This window comes from Tautonia marina (assembly GCF_009177065.1).
GTDB lineage: Bacteria > Planctomycetota > Planctomycetia > Isosphaerales > Isosphaeraceae > Tautonia > Tautonia marina.
On the sequence record NZ_WEZF01000003.1, the window covers coordinates 278992 to 299369 of the forward strand.

At 62.3% G+C, this 20378-nt stretch carries 17 protein-coding genes and 2 pseudogenes; 11 read left to right on the forward strand and 8 right to left on the reverse strand.

Going from position 1 to position 20378, the window contains the following annotated elements:
• Positions 1-125: 125 nt before the first annotated feature.
• Positions 126-1430, forward strand: a complete 1305-nt coding sequence (locus GA615_RS05670; RefSeq protein ID WP_152050296.1) for an alkaline phosphatase family protein — start codon at positions 126-128, stop codon at positions 1428-1430.
• Here GA615_RS05670 and GA615_RS05675 read toward each other — a convergent pair whose 3' ends face one another.
• Positions 1431-3854 carry a DNA topoisomerase 3 gene (locus GA615_RS05675; RefSeq protein ID WP_152050297.1) on the reverse strand — a complete coding sequence of 808 codons (2424 nt, stop codon included), beginning with the start codon at positions 3852-3854 and terminating at the stop codon, positions 1431-1433.
• A gap of 325 nt (positions 3855-4179) precedes the next feature.
• On the opposite strand from GA615_RS05675, the gene GA615_RS05680 reads away from it, so the two are divergent.
• On the forward strand, positions 4180-5052 hold the full coding sequence (locus GA615_RS05680; RefSeq protein ID WP_152050298.1) for a sugar phosphate isomerase/epimerase family protein: 873 nt from the start codon (positions 4180-4182) through the stop codon (positions 5050-5052).
• Between the two features lie 90 nt (positions 5053-5142).
• On the opposite strand, the gene GA615_RS05685 is transcribed toward GA615_RS05680, so the two are convergent.
• Complete coding sequence (locus GA615_RS05685; protein ID WP_152050299.1) at positions 5143-5679, reverse strand: glycine cleavage system protein R; 537 nt, start codon at positions 5677-5679, stop codon at positions 5143-5145.
• Between the two features lie 152 nt (positions 5680-5831).
• Between GA615_RS05685 and GA615_RS05690 the strand changes: the two genes are divergently transcribed.
• The 3 genes from GA615_RS05690 (at position 5832) to GA615_RS05700 (ending at position 8953) form a co-directional block, all read left to right on the forward strand.
• Positions 5832-6917 carry an isochorismatase family protein gene (locus GA615_RS05690; RefSeq protein WP_152050300.1) on the forward strand — a complete coding sequence of 362 codons (1086 nt, stop codon included), beginning with the start codon at positions 5832-5834 and terminating at the stop codon, positions 6915-6917.
• Between the two features lie 37 nt (positions 6918-6954).
• Complete coding sequence (locus GA615_RS05695) at positions 6955-7950, forward strand: polysaccharide deacetylase family protein (RefSeq protein WP_152050301.1); 996 nt, start codon at positions 6955-6957, stop codon at positions 7948-7950.
• Positions 7951-8113: 163 nt separating this feature from the next.
• The gene (locus tag GA615_RS05700; RefSeq protein ID WP_201750113.1) at positions 8114-8953 is read left to right on the forward strand and encodes a TatD family hydrolase; all 840 of its coding nucleotides are present in this window, start codon (positions 8114-8116) and stop codon (positions 8951-8953) included.
• A 52-nt stretch (positions 8954-9005) separates the two neighbouring features.
• Here the strand turns inward: GA615_RS05700 and GA615_RS05705 are convergent, their stop codons facing one another.
• The 3 genes from GA615_RS05705 to GA615_RS05715 form a co-directional block, all read right to left on the reverse strand.
• Positions 9006-10292: an alkaline phosphatase family protein gene (locus GA615_RS05705; RefSeq protein WP_152050303.1), complete on the reverse strand. Its 1287-nt coding sequence runs from the start codon at positions 10290-10292 to the stop codon at positions 9006-9008.
• A 105-nt stretch (positions 10293-10397) separates the two neighbouring features.
• Positions 10398-11300 (reverse strand): UbiA family prenyltransferase, encoded by a 903-nt coding sequence (locus tag GA615_RS05710; protein ID WP_152050304.1) that lies wholly within the window; start codon positions 11298-11300, stop codon positions 10398-10400.
• A gap of 11 nt (positions 11301-11311) precedes the next feature.
• Complete coding sequence (locus tag GA615_RS05715; RefSeq protein ID WP_152050305.1) at positions 11312-12169, reverse strand: sugar phosphate isomerase/epimerase family protein; 858 nt, start codon at positions 12167-12169, stop codon at positions 11312-11314.
• A 256-nt stretch (positions 12170-12425) separates the two neighbouring features.
• Between GA615_RS05715 and GA615_RS05720 the strand changes: the two genes are divergently transcribed.
• Positions 12426-13145 (forward strand): arginyltransferase, encoded by a 720-nt coding sequence (locus tag GA615_RS05720; RefSeq protein ID WP_152050306.1) that lies wholly within the window; start codon positions 12426-12428, stop codon positions 13143-13145.
• A 512-nt stretch (positions 13146-13657) separates the two neighbouring features.
• Here the strand turns inward: GA615_RS05720 and GA615_RS05725 are convergent.
• The gene (locus tag GA615_RS05725; RefSeq protein ID WP_152050307.1) at positions 13658-14194 is read right to left on the reverse strand and encodes a hypothetical protein; all 537 of its coding nucleotides are present in this window, start codon (positions 14192-14194) and stop codon (positions 13658-13660) included.
• Between GA615_RS05725 and GA615_RS28640 the strand changes: the two are divergent.
• A pseudogene (locus GA615_RS28640) lies at positions 14186-14590 on the forward strand (hypothetical protein); the annotation flags it as partial. The gene GA615_RS05725 and the pseudogene GA615_RS28640 sit on opposite strands and share 9 nt — an antisense overlap.
• A 525-nt stretch (positions 14591-15115) precedes the next feature.
• On the opposite strand, the gene GA615_RS05735 reads toward GA615_RS28640, so the two are convergent.
• Positions 15116-16333, reverse strand: a complete 1218-nt coding sequence (locus tag GA615_RS05735) for a hypothetical protein (RefSeq protein WP_152050309.1) — start codon at positions 16331-16333, stop codon at positions 15116-15118.
• 39 nt (positions 16334-16372) lie between these two features.
• Here GA615_RS05735 and GA615_RS05740 point away from each other — a divergent pair, with 39 nt between their 5' ends.
• The 4 genes and pseudogenes from GA615_RS05740 (at position 16373) to rpsI (ending at position 19962) form a co-directional block, all read left to right on the forward strand.
• Entirely contained in the window at positions 16373-16717 is a 345-nt protein-coding gene (locus tag GA615_RS05740; RefSeq protein WP_152050310.1) for a hypothetical protein, read from the forward strand.
• Between the two features lie 280 nt (positions 16718-16997).
• A complete protein-coding gene (nadB, locus tag GA615_RS05745) occupies positions 16998-18656 on the forward strand; it encodes an L-aspartate oxidase (RefSeq protein ID WP_152050311.1) in 1659 nt (552 codons plus the stop codon).
• Between the two features lie 130 nt (positions 18657-18786).
• Positions 18787-19212 (forward strand): annotated as a pseudogene (gene rplM, locus GA615_RS28645) (50S ribosomal protein L13); the annotation flags it as partial.
• Positions 19213-19560: 348 nt separating this feature from the next.
• The gene (gene rpsI, locus GA615_RS05755; RefSeq protein ID WP_152050312.1) at positions 19561-19962 is read left to right on the forward strand and encodes a 30S ribosomal protein S9; all 402 of its coding nucleotides are present in this window, start codon (positions 19561-19563) and stop codon (positions 19960-19962) included.
• Positions 19963-20087: 125 nt separating this feature from the next.
• Here the strand turns inward: rpsI and GA615_RS05760 are convergent, their stop codons facing one another.
• Complete coding sequence (locus GA615_RS05760) at positions 20088-20348, reverse strand: hypothetical protein (protein WP_152050313.1); 261 nt, start codon at positions 20346-20348, stop codon at positions 20088-20090.
• Between the last annotated feature and the right edge of the window lie 30 nt (positions 20349-20378).

Consider the following 20378-nt stretch of genomic DNA (forward strand, 5'->3'; position numbering starts at 1 on the left):
TCGACATCAGTTGCGTGAAACCGGTCGTCATCTTCATCAAGCGTTCATCGATCCCGAATAGAATGAAATAGTTCACGAGTCGTTGTCTGTCGCGTGCCAACCGGCATTGAGAAGGGGCATCGTTCATGTGTCGGTCATCCTGGATTCTGGTGATTGCCATCGCGTTGGGAGTTGCCGGAGCAAGTTCGGCACGGGGAACGGAGGCCAGGGCCGGCTCGGATCACTCGAAGACGGTGGTGGTCTGGATCAGCCTTGATGGCTGGCGTTCGGATTATCTGGACCGTGGTGCGTCTCCCTTTTTGAATGAGTTGGCGCAACAAGGAGCGAGCAGCCGAGCCTTGATTCCAGTCTTCCCCTCCCTGACATTCCCGAGCCATGTCTCACAGGCGACAGGAGTGGGAGTCGAGAAACATGGAATCCCAAGCAACAGTTTTTATGATGATGAGACCGGATTATTCTACCGATACCCGGGTGATGCCGCTCTGCTGGAGGCCGAGCCCATCTGGCTGACGGCCGCTCGCCAAGGCTTGCGGGTGGCATCACTCGACTGGACCCTCTCACATAACCAGCTTGGTCCCATTCGAACGGCCTATTTCGACCCTGCGTTCGATGGCAAGCTCTCCGACGCCGAGCGACTCAATCGCCTGCTCTCCGTTTGGAGAGAGGATCGCGGCAAGGAACCGCTGCAGCTCTTGCTCGGCTATGCAAGTGGCCTTGATAAGGCTGGCCACTCCAACGGTCCCGACGCGCCCGAAGTGGTCGATGCGATCCGAGAGATCGATGGCCTTCTCAAACACTTTCATGGCGAATTGCTTGAACTATGGCACTCGAAGATGAAGCCGGAGGACCAGCTTATCGTGCTCCTCACGACCGATCACGGCATGTCGACCGTTTCGACGATGGTGGATCTCGATCGGTTGGCCGGAGTCGAGCGGGCTCCGGGAGTCGTCCGTCTGACCAGTGGCAACATCGGACATCTCTTCTTCACCGAACGCAATGATCCGGAACGTGAGGCGAAGATCGACAAGGCTATCGAACGCGTGAACACGTTTGACTTCGCACGTGCGTTCCGTCGTGAATCGCTACCACAAGCCTGGGAGTACCGTCACCCGACTCGGGTTGGCGACGTCGTCGTCGTGCTTGAGACTGGCTTCGCCTTCTCGGGGAGAGGGTTTGAATCCGCCGATGGCCGTGCCACCGCTGCCGTTGAGGACGTTGACGGTCCACTGGGAATGCATGGCTACGACCCCGTCACAAACCCCGAGATGCTCGGCGCGGCCATCGTTTGGCGCTTTCCCGAACCGATCGGCGGCCTCGACCTCGGCCCTGTTCACTCCCTTCAGCTTCATGCCACCGTGGCCCGATTCCTGGGCATCGCCCCCGCCGAAGGGGCTCGGCAGGATGGAATCGAGCTTCCAAGTCCAGAGTGATTACGCCTCGAACTCCAGGCGCACCTCTCCCTCATCGAGTTTCAAGCGAGCCGCGAACGGTTTGCCAGCCCTGGACTTGAACCCCTTGAGCGTGGCGGTTTTTCCCTGCGTGAGCAGTGTCCTGGCAGTGCGGGCCGTGATTCGCTTCCCCGAAATCGATTTCCAGAGAGCGAACGAACAACCAGATTTCCACGCCCGGCAACTGAACGATTTTGGTTGTTCCACCACATCTGCACCGCATCGAGGGCAGGGGCCAAGAGCAATCGGGGCGAACGCCGACTTTGATTCTTCCCCTGACACCGTTTCCGGAGCCTTCCGGCGCTTCGAGGACTTCGATCGCGGAGCACCCATCGTTCGAGACGGTTGGCTCTTGGAAGCACCAAACCGCCTCGGAAGCGCATGAGGAACCGGGATCGGAAGGAGGTCTCCCGAATCGGCCAGCCGCAGCAGGCATGGACCGGAGGAGGGCAGGGCGATCGCCCGAGCCAGCACCCTGCGCTGGAGGAGTTCGCGAATCTGATGGTCGGTCAAGGGAACCCCTTCATATTCTCTCCAGAGGACGAAGCTGCAACCGTCTTTCCATGCCGAGCATCCGAACCCCCGCTTCCCAGCGATGACCGGACGGCCGCATCGGGGGCAGTCGCCAAGGCGATCCGGGTCGATCGGCTGGTCCGGTTCATCACCGACGATCGCTTGGGTGAATTGGGCAATCTCGTTCATGAAGTGCTCCGGGGCGAGCCGACCGCGCTCGATCTCTCGGAGTTTGGCCTCCCAGTCACCGGTCAGTTCCGGCGAAGTCAGAGGCCGTGATCGGATTGAAGCGATGAGAAATCGCCCCAGATCGGTCGCGGCCAGCGTCTTCTTGTCGCGGACGACATAGCCTCGGGTCAACAAGGTTTCAATGATCGACGCCCGCGTGGCGGGAGTTCCCAGCCCGCGCTCTTTGAGGGCGTCACGAAGCTGCTCGTCCTCAACGAACCGGCCCGCGGTTTCCATCGCGGCAAGCAAGGTCGCTTCGGTGTACGGCTTCGGCGGGGTGGTCTCTCCGCGCCGGACAAACGGGTCGTGTGGTCCGGATTCTCCCGCGACGAACTCAGGAAGTTCCTGTTCCTCCTCTTTCGTGTCGTCGGTCTTACGGGGATAGAGCGTGGTCCAGCCAGGATCGACGACTCGTACACCTCGGGCCCGAAAAGGAATCTCGGCGGAAACCGCATTGACGGTCGTGACTTCCTTGATGCACGGAGGAAAGAACGCGGCGATCAATCGGGTGACGACCGCGTCGAAGACCTTCGCCGCGGCAGGAGCAAGTGATCCGGGAGCCTTGCCGGTTGGGATGATGGCGTGGTGGTCGCTGACTTTTTTGTCGTCGATGATTCGACCGCTGAACGGGAGCGATGAACAGTCGAGCGATCCGACGGCATCTGGCTTCAGCACTTGAAGCTTTTCCAGGATGGCGGGGAGCTTCCCTTTCATGTCGTTGCCAAGGTATCGAGAGTCGGTTCGGGGATAGCTGATGAGCTTTGCTTCGTAAAGCGATTGGGCGGCCTTGAGCGTGTCGTCGGCGGAAAGGCCGAATCGGCGGTTCATGTCACGCTGCAGGTCGGTTAGGTCATAGAGCTGGGGAGGTAGGACTCGCTCTCGTTTTCGATCCACCCCCAAAAGATGAAGGGGTTGATCCCTGACACGGTCAAGAAGCGCGTTGGCGTCCTCCTCGGTCTTGAAGCGGCCGCCCGTGTAGGAAAACGTCACCTTCCGGTAGCGGGTCATCAGCTCCCAGAACGGTTCGGGCCGAAAGATCCGGATCTCTTCATCTCTCCGAACGATAAGTGCCAGAACGGGAGTCTGCACACGGCCAACGCTCCAAAGAATTCCCGTCGATCGCTGCCGAACGGTCTGGGAGCGGGTGGCGTTGAGGCCGACGAGCCAGTCCGCCTCGCTTCGGCAGCGGGCGGCTGCATAAAGGGAGTCGTAGTCGGACAGGGGACGAAGGCGATCGAAGGCGTCTCGAATGGCCTCTCGGGTCAATGAACTGAGCCAGAGCCGACGGACTGGTTTGCGGGTACAGCCGGTCAGTTCGAGGATATAACGGACAATCAGCTCGCCTTCCCGACCGGCATCGGTCGCGGCGATGATCTCATCAGCCGCTCGAAGGAGCTTGCGCACCGTGGCCAGTTGCGTACCGGCTCCGCGTTCGGTGACGGGTTTCAGTTCAAAGCGATCGGGGAGAATCGGTAGCGTCTCAAGCGACCATTTTTTCAACAATGGATCGTAATCTTCCGGTTCCTTCAAGGTTGCCAGATGCCCAAGCGCCCAGGTCACCTGATAGCCGTTGCCTTCGAGGTAACCATCTCGACGGCTCGATGCGCCAAGGAAGGCGGCCAGATCACGAGCGACCGACGGTTTTTCGGCGATGACGACGATCATGGCCCCCTCGATTCCAACGTCCCCCGGCGTCCGGAGCGTATTCGTTCCGAATGCCTGACACGCGAATTGTCTGACCGATTGTACAAGCAAGCCTCGTGTGATCGAAACCGGACGCTTCGACCTTCGACGCGAGCATTGGTCGATCAAGCTTCATGGTCGATGACGAATCACACGCGGTGAAAGGAAGCATCGGCGGTCAATCGCCATTACAATCGGGGGGTCCGGGACGGTCACCCACGATAAAGTCGTGGAGGCAATCCCCGGGGCGCATGGGAACCGTGCGTCGACTCGAATCGGAATTCCTAACGGTGCAACTGGAGGAATCATGATCCGCAACGCGACCCTCTCTCGCTGGCTCGTCATGCCCGCGGTCGTCCTGCTAATGAACTCCGCGGCGCAGGCTCAGCCGCAGATTCCCGACGACGCCAAGATCGGTGGCTTCGCGATCGGTTGCCAGGCCTATACGTTCAATCGCTTTACGGCCTTCGAGGCGATTGAGAAAACCGCCCAGGCAGGCGGCAAGGTGATCGAGTTCTATCCCGGCCAGGCCCTCAGCCCCGATGAGCGCGACCTGAAGGTCGGCCACGACCAGCCGGAGGAGGTCACCGCCAAACTGAAGTCGAAGCTCGATGAGCACGGGCTGATCGCGGTCAACTACGGCGTGGTCGGCGTCCCGAACAATGAGGACGAGGCTCGGAAGATCTTCGAGTTCGCCAAGGCGATGGGAATGCGAGCGATCACGACCGAGTCGGTCGACGCCATCGATGTCCTTGAGAAACTGGCAAAGGAATATAACATCGGCGTGGCCTTCCACAACCACCCGAGCCGTCCGGACAATCCCGATTACAAGGTCTGGGACCCGAATTACATCGCCGAGCTGGTGAAGGACCGTGATGAGCGCATCGGGGCCTGCGCCGATACGGGTCACTGGGCTCGATCGGGGCTCAACCCCGTGGAATGCCTGAAAATCCTCAAGGGGCGCATCATCAGCTCGCACCTGAAGGATCTCAACGAGATGGGTCGAGCGGGACATGACGTCCCCTACGGAACCGGCGTGTGCAACATTGCCGGCGTCCTCGATGAGTTGAAGGCGCAAGGGTTCGAGGGAAACATCTCGATCGAGTACGAGCACGACTGGGAGAATAACGTCCCGGGCGTCGCTCAGTGCATCGGCTTCGTCCGAGGTTACACCCGCTGAGCGGGCTCGCTCCAAAACCGCCGAACCCTCAGCGGATGCTCCGAAGTGGCCGCACCACCAGGCCGGCCACTTCGGGAACTGACGATGACCTCAATCCTCGGGCTCTGGAGTCACGCGGACATCCAGGTTCATCTCGTTTCCAATGGCAAACAAACCGTCGCTCCAGGAGGTTTCGGCAAGCTCGGGAGGAACGACAACACTTGCCGACATGTTAAAGAGAGGGGCACCACCAAAGGGAGCTGAGGTCGTCTCGGTCTCCATCGACTCGATGTTGATTCCCTGGCTCGACAGATGACGGGCAACCCGATGGACGATCCCTTCATCGTCAGCCCCTTCAACCTCAATTCGAAACGCCTGCCAGCCGGGATGGACTTCGGCGTAGGGGCGTTCGGTTGGCGTGACGGTAAGCTTGTAGCCGAGAGAGGCCAGCCCCTCCAACCCTTGACTTAGATCCTCTTGCCGAGCCTCTGGCAAGCTCACAAGCATCAGGACGGCAAACTCACCGCCGAGCCTGGCCATTCGGCTCGTCTCAACGTTCCCATCGCGTTCGAGCAAAATCCGGGTCAACTCCTCGACAATGCCGATCCGGTCGGCGCCGGTTAGGGTGAGAATGACATGCCTGCTCATCGACCGTCCCCCGTCGCAATCTTGCCTTCGCCTCGATTCTCGGCCACCATTCCATGAGCTTAACCCGCTCGTCGCCAGGAACGAAACGGGATGGGAACGATTCCCGTCAACTTCTCAACGCAAAACTTCCTGGGAATGCCTGGAGCCTCCTGATGCAACTCGTTCCGATTCGCGTGGCGTTGCTCCTCGCCCCCTGGCTGTTGTGTGTTGCGGAAGCGGCGCCACAGGAACTGACCGGTGAGACGCGCACGTATTCCAACCGACTGACCCCGATCGACGATCCACAGCCGATTCTTGCCGATTTTCCCGAGTTCGTGGCCCCGATCGAGGAGACGGCTCGCTTCGAAGCACCGGTCCTCGTGGACGATCCCGAAGCCGATCTTGAGGTTCGAGCCTGGCGGTTCTCCTACAACGCCAGAGGAATCATCGAGATCCCCAACCGCCTTCGGAGCGACCGTACCGCCATTGTGGTCGTTCATCCCTGGGGAATCGACGACGGTCAGGGGTGGGATACCCCTGAGCCGGCCGGTGCCGCGTTCCAATGTACGCCGGTCAAGAATGCAATCGCACTCGACCATGCAACAGCAGTCATCAATCCCTTCCTGAACGCCTGGCGAGATCAAGTCGGCGCGGTCGTCTACAGCCTTCCCGGCACCGAAGACCCGATTCGGGGCAAACTCTACCGATCCGTCCGCAGCACTCCCAGCCCGGAGGATCGAGTGAACGGTCAGCGGGAATTGACCGAAGCACTGCGCTCCTTTACGTACCAGGGCGATGCCTTGCCACAACAACTCGAGGTCTCGACTGAAACACCAACCATCGACTACTTCCGCAACTTTCGGGGCCTTGACGCTGGGCCGACCTACGACCCGCCGGGATTTTGGGAACTCCCCATCCCGGTTATGAAACCCATCGAAGTCGCTCCCGAAGATGTGGTCATCTATGACGGCGAAGGATACGACCTACTCCGCGAGTTCCTCCAATCGCAAGGCATCCGGCACGTACTCCTGGCAGGTTACAACACCGACATGTGTGTTTGTTCCACCACAGCCGGATATGAGAACCTGCGAAAAGACTTTAACGTCTTCCTGATCGGCGATGCAACGCTCGCCACGTTCCCTGCAAATCCCCGGCCCAGCCTGGCGACGAATGCCGCCGTCTCGTTCGCCGCACTTGATCTGTTCATCACTCAGGTCTCCTGGATCCGACCTCGGCAAAACACCCGTTCAACCGATTGAGCTGGATTCCATGCAATCCTTCCTCCAGAGAGAAGTGATGATTGACCGACGGCAATTCCTGGCCAAAACCACGGCCCTCTCCACCCTTGCGACCACCTTGCCGAGGGCCATAGCCCGTGGCCAGGACGACGAGACGAAACCCGCGCAGATCGCGATCACGCTTGACCTGGAAATGTCTCGCCAGTACCCGACTCGTGACCAGTTTCATTGGGATTACGAGAAGGGGAATCTGGACCGGGACACGAAACGATACGCCGTGGAAGCCGCCCGGCGGGTCGCCGATCGCGGAGTCAGGATCCACTTTTTTGCCCTCGGCCGCACCATGGAGCAAGAGGACGTTTCCTGGCTCCAACAGATCGCCGAAGCCGGTCATCCAATCGGCAACCATACTTACGATCATGTGAATGTTCTCGCCACGGAACCAGGGGCCATTCAGTTTCGATTTGAACGCGCTCCGTGGCTCATTGAAGGTCGAAGCATCAAGGAAGTTCTCCGCGAGAATATTCGGCTGGCCGATCGAGCCTTGCAAACTCGGCTCGGCATTGATGTGGCCGGATTTCGAACCCCGGGCGGGTTCCACGAGGGCATCTCACCACGCTCTGACATCCAGCAATTGCTCATCGACCAGGGCTATCACTGGGTCAGCAGCAAGTATCCTGCGCATCCCTCAAGCAAGCCCGGGACAGCCCCCGATGACGCACTGCTCGACGCGATCGTCGCGGCCCAGGCCGAGGCTCAGCCGTTTCGTTATCCTTCGGGACTGATCGAGGTTCCCATGAGCCCGATCAGCGATGTCGGGGCGTTTCGAACCAGCCGGTGGCCGCTGGAGGCCTTCCTCGAATCCATCCGACGCTGCATCACCTGGGCGATCGACCGGGGGGCGGTCTTTGACTTCCTTGCGCATCCCTCGTGCCTGCTGGTCGAAGATCCCGAGTTCCGCTCGATCGACTTGATCTGCGATCTGGTCGACAACGCGCAGGATCGGGCCGCCATCGTCGATCTGGAGACGATCGCCCGACGCGTCTCGGAGTGAGGAGGTAAGCCAGTCCAGCTCGGTGTTTTCCCGAAGCGGATTCTCGTGGTAACCTGAATCGTGAGTATACAAGGCCCCTGGGAGTTCATGTCCCCGGGTCAAGCACTGCCCTTCGAATGTCGCGACGACCTCCCGTCTTGGTCACAGAGGAGCAAAGGGCATCATGGATTACATCGACCCGCATATCCACATGGTCAGCCGGACCACCGATGACTACAAGCGCATGGCCCTGGCCGGATGCGTCCTCATCAGCGAGCCGGCCTTCTGGGCCGGGTTCGATCGGTCGGGGCCGGAAGGATTTCGAGACTATTTCCGGCAGCTCACGGCGTTTGAGCGGAAGCGATCGCTGGCCCACGGAATCGAGCATCGAACCTGGCTTTGCATCAATGCGAAGGAGGCCGAGGACGTCGAGCTTGCCCGAGCCGTGATCGCCATGATTCCGGAGTTCATCGACAATCCCGAAGTACTTGGCATCGGCGAGATCGGCCTGAACAAGAATACGCCGAACGAGGCGACCGTCTTCCTGGAACATCTCGACGTCGCCGCGAAGCTTGATGAGCTGGTGCTCGTCCACACGCCCCACCTGGTGGACAAGTACAAGGGGACCCGGATGATTCTCGACATGGTTCGAGAATACCGCGACGCCATCGCTCCCGAACGGGTTTGCATCGACCACGTCGAGGAGCACACGATCAAACCCGCACTCGACGCCGGCCACTGGGTCGGCATGACACTCTACCCCACCACCAAATGCACCCCCGCGCGAGCCGCTGATCTGATCGAGGTCTACGGCACCGAGCGCATCATGGTCAACTCGGCCGGTGACTGGGGCCACAGCGATCCCCTGGCCGTCCCTGAGTTCATCTTCGAAATGCGTTCCCGCGGTCACGACGATGCGACCATCAAAATGGTCGTCTACGACAATCCGCTGACCTTCTTCTCTCAATGTCCGAGGTTCTCGTATACCCCAAGGGCCACGGAGGGGGAACCGTCGGTCGTGTGACGATCCTGGCGGCCTCGGAATTGTGTCCTCTGGGTCACCGCGACAAAAGCGATCAATCGGATCGTGCCGCACGCGGCCGCTTCAGAAGGTCGAGCACCAGGCGAACGACCTCGGAGCTGGAGCTGGGCCGCTCCTCATTCCCCTTGATCATTCCCGGTTCGGAGCAGATGAGGACGCCGATGTAGAGGTCGCTGGGCGGAGGAGCACCGAGCGATCCTCGGACGTGGTCCGGGTTGAGCAAGGTGGAGTCTCCGATCGGAATGGACGACTCGGTGACGACGACAGGGCGTTCGTCTTCGGAGATCCACCACGACGGCGCAAACCAGGAATCCGGACAGGCCACGAGGACAACATCCCCCGCCCTCGGGTGATCGAGTCCCAGAAGATTCCGCTGTTCATCCGAGGCGACTACCAGCGCCACGCCGTCGCTCTGTGCTCCTGAAAAGGTCGAGGCCACGGTCCCCGCCACCGAGGGATCATTAAAGTAGATGTGGCAAAGCTGATGGTCGGCCAGGGCAAAGGCCGGGGAATGGGAGAGATCGACCCCGATCCCGCCTGAGGGCAAGGCCACCGTCTTGAGCAAGCCGAGATCGCGCAGAATGCGATTCGGAAAAATCGTCTCGGTGACCGGCGTAACAATCGACTCGGTCACGGCGACAACGGCGGTGCCCTCAGGCAGCGTCTTGAGAAAGTCGGCGAGCATCGCGTCGAGCGTTCGGATGGCCCGACCTGCGTGGCGACCATCGGGTCCGTAGCGACGGGCGATTTGCCCAAGGTACGGCACGCGAATGACGGCCAGGTCGGGCCGTTCTTCCTGGATCATCCGCGAGGCGCTTTGAAGAATCCAGGTACTCGGCGGTTCGAAGGTGGGCTCGTCGGTCTGCTCTTCCTTCGGGAAAGGGCCAAGCTCAAGTTCGAGTCGGTTTTGCAGATCCTCGGGGACGGTGTGTAGCAGGCGAGGGCGATCAACCCATGCCATCAATTCCACGTCAGCGCCTCGAGTATCGGGCGTGAACCAGAGCATCACCCTCGCACCGGGTCGTTCTTCGCGGGCCATGTGCCAGAGTTTCTGCCCCAGCACCGCCGAGTCGGGCAGGGGGACCGTTACCACGTTCCGGGCAACGCGGTCCAGGAAGACATTCCCGATCAGTCCATGCTCGCGAGGTTCAAGCCCCGTCATCAGGGTGGCAAAGGCCGAGGAGGCCAACCCCGGAAAGGGTGGCACGGCCGAGGTCATTGAACCTCGGGAGGTCAGGCGTTCCAGCGATCCGAGTCCGCCGGGGGTCACATCCCGACACCGAAGCTGGGGAATCGTCAAGAGAACGACACGGTCAGACATCGGTACCTCGGCATCATGCTCAGAACGCGCTCGACGCCCAACGGTGAACCCAATCAACCCCCAAGGAATCCTCAAAGCCCTGGAGGTTCCAGGGAACGCTCCTCATCAGGTCGAGTAAATCCATCGGGCCGTCAGGGAGGCCGGAATCCAGAGCGCAGCCACGGCAAGAGCCGAGGTCGGCTCTCGAACGCAGGCAACGACCCCAACATGCAGCCAGATCAACGAGAGGACCCCAACCTTGACCGCCCGTTGCAACGTCTCGGGCCTCGGTTCGCGCACCGCTCGACCACTGGCCCAGAGAATTCGAGACGAGACGAGGATGAGGATCACGATTCCAAGGATGGGAACACTCGGACGATCGGTCCAAGGACTTGGGAACGATCCTCCGGAAATCCCCGCGCCGAACAGGGCCGCGATCCCGATTGCTTGAAGCACCAGGCCCGAGGCAGGGGCCGCTCGACGGCCGACTTCCGTCTCGAAGCGGCTGATCCAGGTCACTCCGGCAATGAACACGGCCATTGCCGCCGCGACCGTCCAGGCAGCCGGGCCGCCGAACTCAGGGGCAAGGCTCATGCCGAGCAGGACATTCAGGCCCCGGCAGAGTCCCATCAATTCCGGCCCGAGGATGGTTCGACGCACTCCCGCATCGTATGCGACGACGGAGGCAATCAAGGCCCCCGCCACCATCGCCGATCGCAGACCGGCGAAACTCGCCGAGGCGAATCCGACCGCAAGCAAGGCCACCGCCATGCTCACCGCGAACGTCACGGACACCTTCCCGGAAGGCAAAGGGCGACCGGGCCGTTCGCCTCGGTCGACGTCCAGGTCAAACACATCATTGAGGGCGATCCCCGCGGCATAAATCGCCATCGAGGCGACGACCAGCGGCAGCCAGGCCCTTGCACCCACCAGAAGTCCACCGACAAGCAACCAGCCACTCAGACTATCGGCGGCGGCCGTGAAGACGTTCGGGAGTCGAACCAGTTGAAAATACGGTTTCAATCGCATGGAAACGCGGTTCATCCGGCGTCGGCGGGGGTCTCGACCAGGGGTCGCAGGTGTTCGATCGCCTGTCGAGCTGCCTCGTCGGGGTCGTCGACAAAGGGGTAGAGTTCGACCGTGACCCAACCGTCGTAGCCGGTCTTGCGGATCGCGTCGAAGACTCCCGGGAAATCGATCGCCCCCGTGCCGGGGACGAGGTGATGATGCACTCGGGAGGCCGCGATGTCCTCGACGTGATAATGGTTGGTCAAATGCGCGAGCTTGGCAATCTGAGCGGGCAAATCCTCGGCCATGCAGTAGGCGTGTCCCACGTCGAAGTTGAGGCCAAGCGAGGGGGCATTCACACGTTCGGCAACTTCAAGATACTGATCGGTGGTTTCGAGCAAGAGGCCGGGTTCCGGCTCAATCAGGAGCAACACCCCGCGTCGATCGGCATGCTCGGCCAGGGGTTTGAGGACTTCAACAAACAGATCAATGGCCTCTTGCCGCGACTGTCCGGGAGCGATCGGTCCCCCTGGTTCAGTCGTAATGTGAGGAGCGCCCAGTTCGGCACACAGGTCAAGCGATCGCCGGGTGTGATCGATCCGGACACTGCGATAACCTTTGTCGGGCTCGATGAACGAAGGATACCAGTACGGTTGCCGAGCGTCGGCAATGGCGTTCATCATGAACGCGTTGACGTTCGAGAACCGGAGCGCATGCCGCTGCATGCTCTGAGTGATCGCCTGCTTTATCCCGTCGAGCAGCCCCGCCGGCCAGGCGTGGGGCACATCGGCCATGAGTTCAAGCCCTTCGTAGCCGATTGCGGCAATCCGCTCGGCGGCCTCGTCGAAGGGGAAACGCATGTACGCATTGGTGCTGAACGCCAGTCGCATCGACGCCTCGCTCGGCCGGTTTTGCGATCCGGGCCTGGGTGGCCGGTCATCGAGCGGCTATTATGACCAGGGTCCAGGTCGGCTTCAACCAGAGCCCCGGTCGAGTTGAGGGGATTCGGTGGAGTTTCTCATGCATTGCTCACCAATTCGCGGGAAACGTCGCTCCGAAGGCGTTTGAGTTGCAGCCTCTTGATGGATCGGAGCGCGTTTCACCGTCGATTTCGATCGTGCCACCCTCTGTCCCGCTCGGAATCTTATGGATATTACCGCTCATGTCGTCTCTCGAATCCGGCCGTGCAGCTACGTGCCGTCGCAGGCGTCTCGCATGGAATTCGAGGTCGTCAGAACGATGGACCCGGACGATTATCTTCGACGGCTCCAGGCCGGCTGGCGGCGGTTTGGTCGGACCCTGTTCCGGCCTCGGTGTCTGGGATGCTCGGAATGCCGATCGCTTCGTGTCGATGCCCGTCGGTTTCGCCCCGATCGAAGCATGAAGCGTGTGCGTTCCCGGAACCTTGGCATTCTGGAGTGGACCGTTCAGGAGGCCTCCGGTCCACCCGATCCGGAAGTGCTCGACCTCTACGATCGCTACCATTTCCGTCAGAAAGAACTGCGAGGATGGCCCAGCCACGAACTCGACGCTCCCGAGGACTTTTACGACGCCTTTCTCGACAACCCGATTCCGACCGAGCAATGGTCGTATCGACTCGACGGCCGATTGATCGGCGCGGGGTTCGTCGATGTCCTTCCCGGAGCCTTCTCAGCCATTTATTTTGTCTACGACCACGCGTTTCTCGACCGGTCCCCGGGAACTTGGAACATTCTCTGCCTGCTTGATCGAGCAGCCGAACAGGGAAGGCAACACGTTTACCTCGGATACTTCGTGGCCGAGTGCCGATCGCTGTCTTACAAGGCTCGGTTTCAGCCCAACGAAGTGCTCGATTCGAAGGGAAACTGGGTCCCCTTTGTGAGTTGAGGGCCCCTCCCTTGTCGGACAAAAGTCGGATTCGAACTGTTCCTGCCCAGCGTGTCGTATAGAATGACCTGCGGGATGACCGCCGATCCGGATGCAAACGATCTGCTCGTCGGAGAAAGGGAGGCAGCGCCATGGCCCTGGGCACCGAGCCGCAACAGCAAGGCAGGATGCTTGACTACGAGCAGTTCGTGGATCATCAACTGCATCTCACCCGGTCTCGCATCCGAGCGACCGAAGTCTTCACCGCCTTGGTGGTGATGGTTACGGGCATCCTCGGCTTGTTGTTGTTGGAGATCGTGCTCGACCACTGGATCGGTCTCCCCTGGGCGGTGCGCGCGGTGATCTTGTTCGCGGCCTTGCTGGTTGGGGGGTACGCCTTTCTCCGGTATGTGGTGCGCCCACTGCTCTCGTCGGTCAACAGTTTCTACGCGGCTTGCACGATCGAGTCATACGATCCTCGCTTCAAGAACAGTTTGCTCAATTATATTGACCTGCGTCGACATCGTGCGGAATTACCTCCCGCGATTCTCCGGACGCTGGAGGCCCGTGCCGTCCGCGACCTGGCCGAGGTGCAGGTGGAAGCGGCGGTCGATCAGCGGTATCTGACGAAGTCGTTCTACGCCCTCGCCGCCGTGGTGGTCCTGTTCTGCCTCTATGTGGTCCTGACGCCGAAAAACGTGCTCGACTCGGCGCGGCGGGCGCTGCTGGCCGATGTCGCCCGGCCGACGAACACCCGTCTCATCAATATCAAGCCCGGCGACGATGAGACGCTCTCCCGGGTGGTCTCCGGCTCGAATGTCACCTTCGAGGCCGAGGTCGATTACCGGGGGATTCGCCCCGACGAGGTCCGGCTCCATTACAGCAGCGACGGCGGCGAGTACTTCGCCTCGACCAGCCTGGATGAGGGCGAGCAGCGCTACGACCCCTGGTCGGTCACGCTCCGCAATGTCCAGCAAGACCTGATCTACTACCTCTCCGCCAACGACTTCGAGACCAAACAGTACCGCCTGACCGTGCTGCCCGCGCCCCGGGTCGTCTCCGTGGTCCACGACCTCGATTTCCCGGATTACACGGGCGTTCCCGATCGGGAAGGGGTGGAAGGGGGCAACGTCCGGGCGCTCGCAGGCACGATGGTGACGGTCCGCGCCACCACGAACCAGTCCGCCCGGAACGGCAACCTGGACCTCGGCGCCCTGGGCACGGCCCGGCTCGTCGTCTCACGGGGCAATCCCCAGGAATTGACCGGCCGGTTCAGGGTCGACGAGAACGGCTCGTACTCCATCAAGTTCGAGACGACCGAGGGTCAGTTGAATCCGGAGCCGGTCGTCTACGACATCGAGGCCCTCCCCGACCGCGTCCCCGAGGTCCGCTTCATCCAGCCCGAGCCCGACCGGATCGAGGTCCCGAGCAATTCCCGGATCGCGCTCGCGCTGACCGCCTCCGACGACTTCGGCCTCTCCTCGGCCATGCTCCACCTCGAACGCGAGGGGGCCCCGGTCTTCGACCCTCGGGATTTGCTTGAGGGCAAAGAGGCTTCCCGGTCGCTCGATCACGTCGAGCCGCTCGATCTCGAGGCGATCGGCGCCCGCCCTGGCGATCGGCTGACCTACTGGGCCGAGGTCCGCGACAACCGTTCCCCGACGGCCCAGGATGCCCAGACCAGCCGCCGCATCCTGGAGATCATCGATCCGATCGAGGAACCCGAGGAAACGCCCCAGCCTGACCAGCAACCGCCTCCTCCGGAGGATCAACCTCCTCGCGACGGCTCCACACTCGACGAGCCCCCCCCACAGGATGCGACTCCTCCCCGGGACGGCCAGGAGCAGCAGGCCGGCAACCAGCCTCCCTCCCCCGAGGGCAACCCTCCCCCCGACCAGCAGGCTCCTCCAGAAGGCCAGGGTCAGCAGGGTCAGGGCCAGCAGGGCCAAGGGGCGCCTGGAAATGAGGGGGCAACTCAGACCGATCCCTCACTAGCCAACAACGCTGACGGCTCCCCCCGCGACGAACAATCCCGTCCCGACGACCGCCCGCTCTCCCCCGAAGAGCAGGAAAAGCTCGACCGCATGCTCAACGCGCTCGACCAGGATCGTCAAGAACCACCCCCCAACCAACGCCCTCAAGATCAGCCCCAGCAGGACAACCAACAGCGCCAGGGCGAAGGCCAGCAGCGCCAGGGCGAAGGCCAGCAAGGCGACCAGCGCCAGGGCGAAGGCCAGCAGCGCCAGGGCGAGGGTCAGCAAGGCGACCAGCGCCAGGGCGAAGGCCAGCAAGGTGACCAGCGCCAGGGCGAAGGTCAGCAAGGCGACCAGCGCCAGGGCGAAGGTCAGCAAGGCGACCAGCGCCAGGGCGAGGGTCAGCAAGGTGACCAGCGCCAGGGCGAAGGCCAGCAGCGCCAGGGCGAAGGTCAGCAAGGTGACCAGCGCCAGGGCGAAGGCCAGCAGCGCCAGGGCGAAGGCCAGCAGCGCCAGGGCGAAGGTCAGCAAGGTGACCAGCGCCAGGGCGAAGGCCAGCAGCGCCAGGGCGAAGGCCAGCAAGGTGACCAGCGCCAGGGCGAAGGTCAGCAGCGCCAGGGCGAGGGTCAGCAAGGTGACCAGCGCCAGGGCGAAGGCCAGCAGCGCCAGGGCGAAGGCCAGCAGCGCCAGGGCGAAGGCCAGCAAGGCGACCAGCGCCAGGGCGAAGGCCAGCAAGGTGACCAGCGCCAGGGCGAAGGCCAGCAAGGCGACCAGCGCCAGGGCGAAGGCCAGCAGCGCCAGGGCGAAGGCCAGCAAGGTGACCAGCGCCAGGGCGAAGGCCAGCAGCGCCAGGGCGAAGGCCAGCAGCGCCAGGGCGAAGGTCAGCAAGGTCAGCAGGGCCAGCAAGGCGATCAGCGCCAGGGCGAAGGTCAGCAAGGCCAGCAAGGTCAGCAAGGCCAGCAAGGTCAGCAAGGCCAGCAAGGCCAGCAAGGCGATCAGCGCCAGGGCGAAGGCCAGCAAGGTCAGCAGCGATCCGGCGAGTCTGGCGAAGGCATGGGTGAACCCGAAGGAGAGGTCGGCCAGGCGAAATTGCCTCAGAGACTGCCGGATGCAGAGGATCTGAGCGAGCCTCCGCCGAAGCCAGATGGCCCGCCGCAGGTCGGCCGTGAGGCCCCCATTCCCGAAAACCTCCAGGCAAGGGACCAGAAACTCCGCCGGATTCGGGAAGCACTTCAAGATGAGGACCAGACGCGCAAGCTCGAAGACCTCACGGGCATGACCCGCGAGGAAATGTCTCAGTTCGTCGAACGCTTCTCCGGACCTCCCGAAGGCCCGTCACGTGAGGGGCAAGAGTTGGAGGTCGACCTCGATTCTGAATCGGCGCCTCTCGACCCAAACCGAGTCGTTCCCGACCCTCTCTCCGGCGTCCGACAGAGCGAAGGGGCCAGACGATCTCAGGGGACCGGCGTCAACGATGGCCTCGGCATGAGCCGTCAAGGCGGTGGAACGCCTCCGCCTCCCCAGCTCCGGAAACTCGTCGAGGCTTACCAGCGCCGGCTTTCTGACACCAATCCCCCCACCACCCCGCCCTCTCGGCCCTCGGGCGGTCCCCCCAAGTAAGTTCAATCTGGTACCAGCTTCCTGGTACCAGATTCGTCTCGGCTCGATCACCTGCTCCTTGCGGTCCAGTCATGACGACAGCCCCGCAAGGAGCATCGAGTTCGGACGAATCTCAAGAAGAACTCCCTCGATCCACTCGCCAATTTCTGGAACCGATCCCATGATGAGCGGTTCGTGTTACCATGGAGAATCTGGGAGCAACGAATCTCCTCTCGATGAGATTGGCTCCCGTCCTCGCCCGTAATCCTCCTCCGCCCCCGACATCGGAAACCCTCCCCCGATGATCGATTCGCTCGACCTCCCCCGTCGTTACCTCATCCCGTTCGACCCCCGGGATCTGCCGCACCACTTTACAGACGTGCTTGTCATCGGTGGCGGTCTGGCCGGACTTCGGACCGCGCTCGGAGTCGATCCGTCGGCTCGGGTACTCGTGGTGACCAAGGACCAGATCCGAGAAAGTAACAGCACCTACGCCCAGGGAGGCATCGCCTCGGTCCTGGATCCCGAAGACAACTTCGATGACCACGTTGCCGATACCCTGGCCGCCGGCAAGGGACTCTGTGATCGCTCCGTCGTCGAAACGGTCGTACGAGAGGCTCCCGGACGAATCGCCGAACTGATCGACTGGGGAACCGCGTTCGACCAGATTGACGGTCAGGTCGCCCTCGGACTCGAAGGCGGGCACTCCCATGCCCGCATCGTCCACGCCCTGGGAGACGCCACCGGCCGAGAGGTAATGCGGGCCGTCGTCGCACAGGCCCAGTCTCGCCCGAATGTCCGGATCTGGCAGAACAGCTTCACCATCGACCTGTTGACCTTCGAGGGCCGATGCCGAGGGGCGATCGTCTGGGACCGTCGCCGAGGACCCTCGTTGATCTGGGCCAGGGCCACCCTCCTGGCCACCGGAGGGGCCGGCCAGCTCTACCGCGAATCGACCAATCCCCCCATCGCCACCGGAGACGGCCACGCCCTCGCCTACCGCGCCGGGGCCGAACTCCGCGACATGGAGTTCATCCAGTTCCACCCGACGGTCCTGTACATCGCCGGATCGTCTCGCCATCTCCTGACCGAAGCCATTCGAGGCGAAGGGGCCTACCTCCGCGACTGCAACGGCCACCGCTTCATGCCTGAATATCACCCCGACGCCGAACTCGCCCCCCGAGACGACGTCTCGCGCGCTATCGTCGCTCAGATGGCCAAAACCCAGCACCCCTGCGTCTTCCTCGACCTCTCACACCTCGATCCCGCCCTGGTCCGACGACGGTTCCCCAGCATCGACTCCCTCCTACACGGCTTCGGCCTCGACATCACCCGCGACCAGATTCCCATCCGACCCGGCGCCCACTACATGATCGGAGGCATCACCGTCGACCTCGACGGCCGGACCGACGTTCCCGGCCTCTGGGCCGCGGGCGAAGTCACCAGTTCCGGCCTTCACGGCGCCAACCGCCTGGCCTCGAACAGCCTGCTCGAAGGGCTCGTCTTCGGAGCCCGAGCCGCCGAGGACATCAATCGATCCCTCAACGGTTCCATCCCCTCGCTGCTCGAAGTCCCCCCCATCGCCGTCGATCGCCACGATACTCCTCACGAACCGCTCGACCTGGCCGACATCCGCAATTCCCTTCGCGCCCAGATGTGGCGCAACGTCGGGATTACCCGAGACGCCCGAGGGCTCGACGAAGCCGCCCGCCAGGTCGCCTTCTGGTGCCGCTACGTCCTCGACCAGAGCTTCGATGACCCCGAAGGCTGGGTTCTCCAGAACATGCTCACCGTTGCCCACCTGATCATCGCCGGCGCTTCCCTCCGCGAGGAATCGCGAGGCACCCACACCCGCCGCGACTTCCCAAATCCCCGAACCGACTGGGAACGACCCGTCAGTTTTCGACGCCCCCGACTTCCCGAAGACTCCGCCCCGATCGATCCGGCCCTCGTCTCCTGATCGTTCGAGCAAAGAGTTTCAAGCGCGTGCCTTGAATTTCGATCAATCCGTCGGTATCTTGGTCGTTTTGCCATGCCGGTCTTCACCGTCCGGTCACGTGCTTCGACCTACGACTTGGGTCACTCCGACCATGATGAAGTGTTATCAGGCCAAGGCCAACGAACTGGCCCCTCAGTGGTACGTCATCGACGCGACCGATGCCGTCGTCGGCCGACTGGCCGCGCAGATTGCCCCCATTCTGATGGGCAAGCATCGCCCGACCTACACCCCCCACATCGATACGGGTGACTACGTCATCGTCACCAATGTCGACAAGGTTGTCTTCACCGGCAACAAGTGGCAACAGGTCGTCTACCAGCGCTATAGCGGCTATCCCGGCGGCCAGAAAGAAGAAGTCGCCTGGAAGCTCTTCCAGCGCCACCCCGAACGCATCCTTTACGAAGCCATTCGCCGCATGATGCCGAAGTCCAAGATGGGCCGGCACATGATGTCGAAGCTCAAGCTCTACGTCGGCGATCAGCACCCGCATCAGGCCCAGCAGCCCATTCCGCTGGAGCCGAAGCTCGGCCGCCCGACCGCTTCGGGAGCCATCCTCGCCCCCGAGCCCGCTCCGCCCAAGCCGAAAGCCCGAAAAGCTCCCAGGCCCAAGGCCGAGCAACCGGAACTTGAGGCCGAGGCCACCCCGACCGCAACTCAGGCGGCTCCCGTCGCGTCCGCTGCTCCTTCGGCTGAGGAAGCAACCCCGGCGCCCGAGTCGCCCGACACCGCCGAACCGACCAAGACCGACGAGAAGGCCGAGTAAGCTCGGCCCTCGCGTCTCACTGTTTGTTGTCTTACTGATCCGAATCAACGGAGCATATCGCCCCGGAATCTTCCCGGGGGATCGCCGAGGAACCCCGAGACGATGGCCACGGTTAATAATCCGTACACCTGGGGCACCGGTCGCCGCAAGACGGCTGTCGCCCGCGTTCGTATCCGAGAAGGCTCGGGCCAGTATCTCGTCAACGGTCTGCCCGTCGACGAGTACTTCAATACCGAAACCGAGCGCGCCGACGCCCGAGCGCCGATCCATGTCGCCGATCTTGGCGGACGGCTCGATGTGTTCGTCAACGTCGGCGGCAGCGGCAAGAGCGCCCAGGCCGGTGCGGTGATGCTCGGCCTCGGTCGCGCCCTCTCCGCCTACCGGACCGACCTTGAGCCGCAACTGCGCGACCACGGCTTCCTCACCCGAGACGCCCGTATGGTCGAACGCAAGAAGTACGGCCACAAGAAAGCCCGTCGCAGCTACCAGTTCTCCAAGCGTTGATCGAGTCCTTCCCAGCTCGATCTTCCGCGTGTACCGACTTCCTCAACGGCCTCGGCGATCCAATCATGGTTCGCCGGGGTCGTTGTTCGTTTGATCAAGTTTCGCTCATTTCCCTCTCCAAGGCATCACAAACCATCGCGCCACCTGAGGAGGACAAGGATCGGGATGATCGCCGCCATTGCCAGGAGAATGGCAATGCCCAGCCATGATGGCACATGCAGATGCCCATGCCGCTCGGCGACGGCCACGATCACCGAGCGTACCCCGGCGGCAGTCATTGCCGCGCTGGGGATCAGGAGCCAAACCGGATCAGCCACGGGTCTGAGGAGCGTCGCGGCCAGCGACAGCGCCAGCCCGACAAGCATCAGGACAATGGGAAACCTCAAGGGAAGTACTCCAAGAGCCTGGCAGTCGCC

Bases quoted from the DNA above. Each gene is read 5' to 3' on its own strand.
- GA615_RS05670 (WP_152050296.1), top strand. From the start codon at position 126: ATGTGTCGGTCATCCTGGATTCTGGTGATTGCCATCGCGTTGGGAGTT.
- GA615_RS05675 (WP_152050297.1), bottom strand. From the start codon at position 3,854: ATGATCGTCGTCATCGCCGAAAAACCGTCGGTCGCTCGTGATCTGGCC.
- GA615_RS05680 (WP_152050298.1), top strand. From the start codon at position 4,180: ATGATCCGCAACGCGACCCTCTCTCGCTGGCTCGTCATGCCCGCGGTC.
- GA615_RS05685 (WP_152050299.1), bottom strand. From the start codon at position 5,679: ATGAGCAGGCATGTCATTCTCACCCTAACCGGCGCCGACCGGATCGGC.
- GA615_RS05690 (WP_152050300.1), top strand. From the start codon at position 5,832: ATGCAACTCGTTCCGATTCGCGTGGCGTTGCTCCTCGCCCCCTGGCTG.
- GA615_RS05695 (WP_152050301.1), top strand. From the start codon at position 6,955: ATGATTGACCGACGGCAATTCCTGGCCAAAACCACGGCCCTCTCCACC.
- GA615_RS05700 (WP_201750113.1), top strand. From the start codon at position 8,114: ATGGATTACATCGACCCGCATATCCACATGGTCAGCCGGACCACCGAT.
- GA615_RS05705 (WP_152050303.1), bottom strand. From the start codon at position 10,292: ATGTCTGACCGTGTCGTTCTCTTGACGATTCCCCAGCTTCGGTGTCGG.
- GA615_RS05710 (WP_152050304.1), bottom strand. From the start codon at position 11,300: ATGCGATTGAAACCGTATTTTCAACTGGTTCGACTCCCGAACGTCTTC.
- GA615_RS05715 (WP_152050305.1), bottom strand. From the start codon at position 12,169: ATGCGACTGGCGTTCAGCACCAATGCGTACATGCGTTTCCCCTTCGAC.
- GA615_RS05720 (WP_152050306.1), top strand. From the start codon at position 12,426: ATGGATATTACCGCTCATGTCGTCTCTCGAATCCGGCCGTGCAGCTAC.
- GA615_RS05740 (WP_152050310.1), top strand. From the start codon at position 16,373: ATGACCCGCGAGGAAATGTCTCAGTTCGTCGAACGCTTCTCCGGACCT.
- nadB (WP_152050311.1), top strand. From the start codon at position 16,998: ATGATCGATTCGCTCGACCTCCCCCGTCGTTACCTCATCCCGTTCGAC.
- rpsI (WP_152050312.1), top strand. From the start codon at position 19,561: ATGGCCACGGTTAATAATCCGTACACCTGGGGCACCGGTCGCCGCAAG.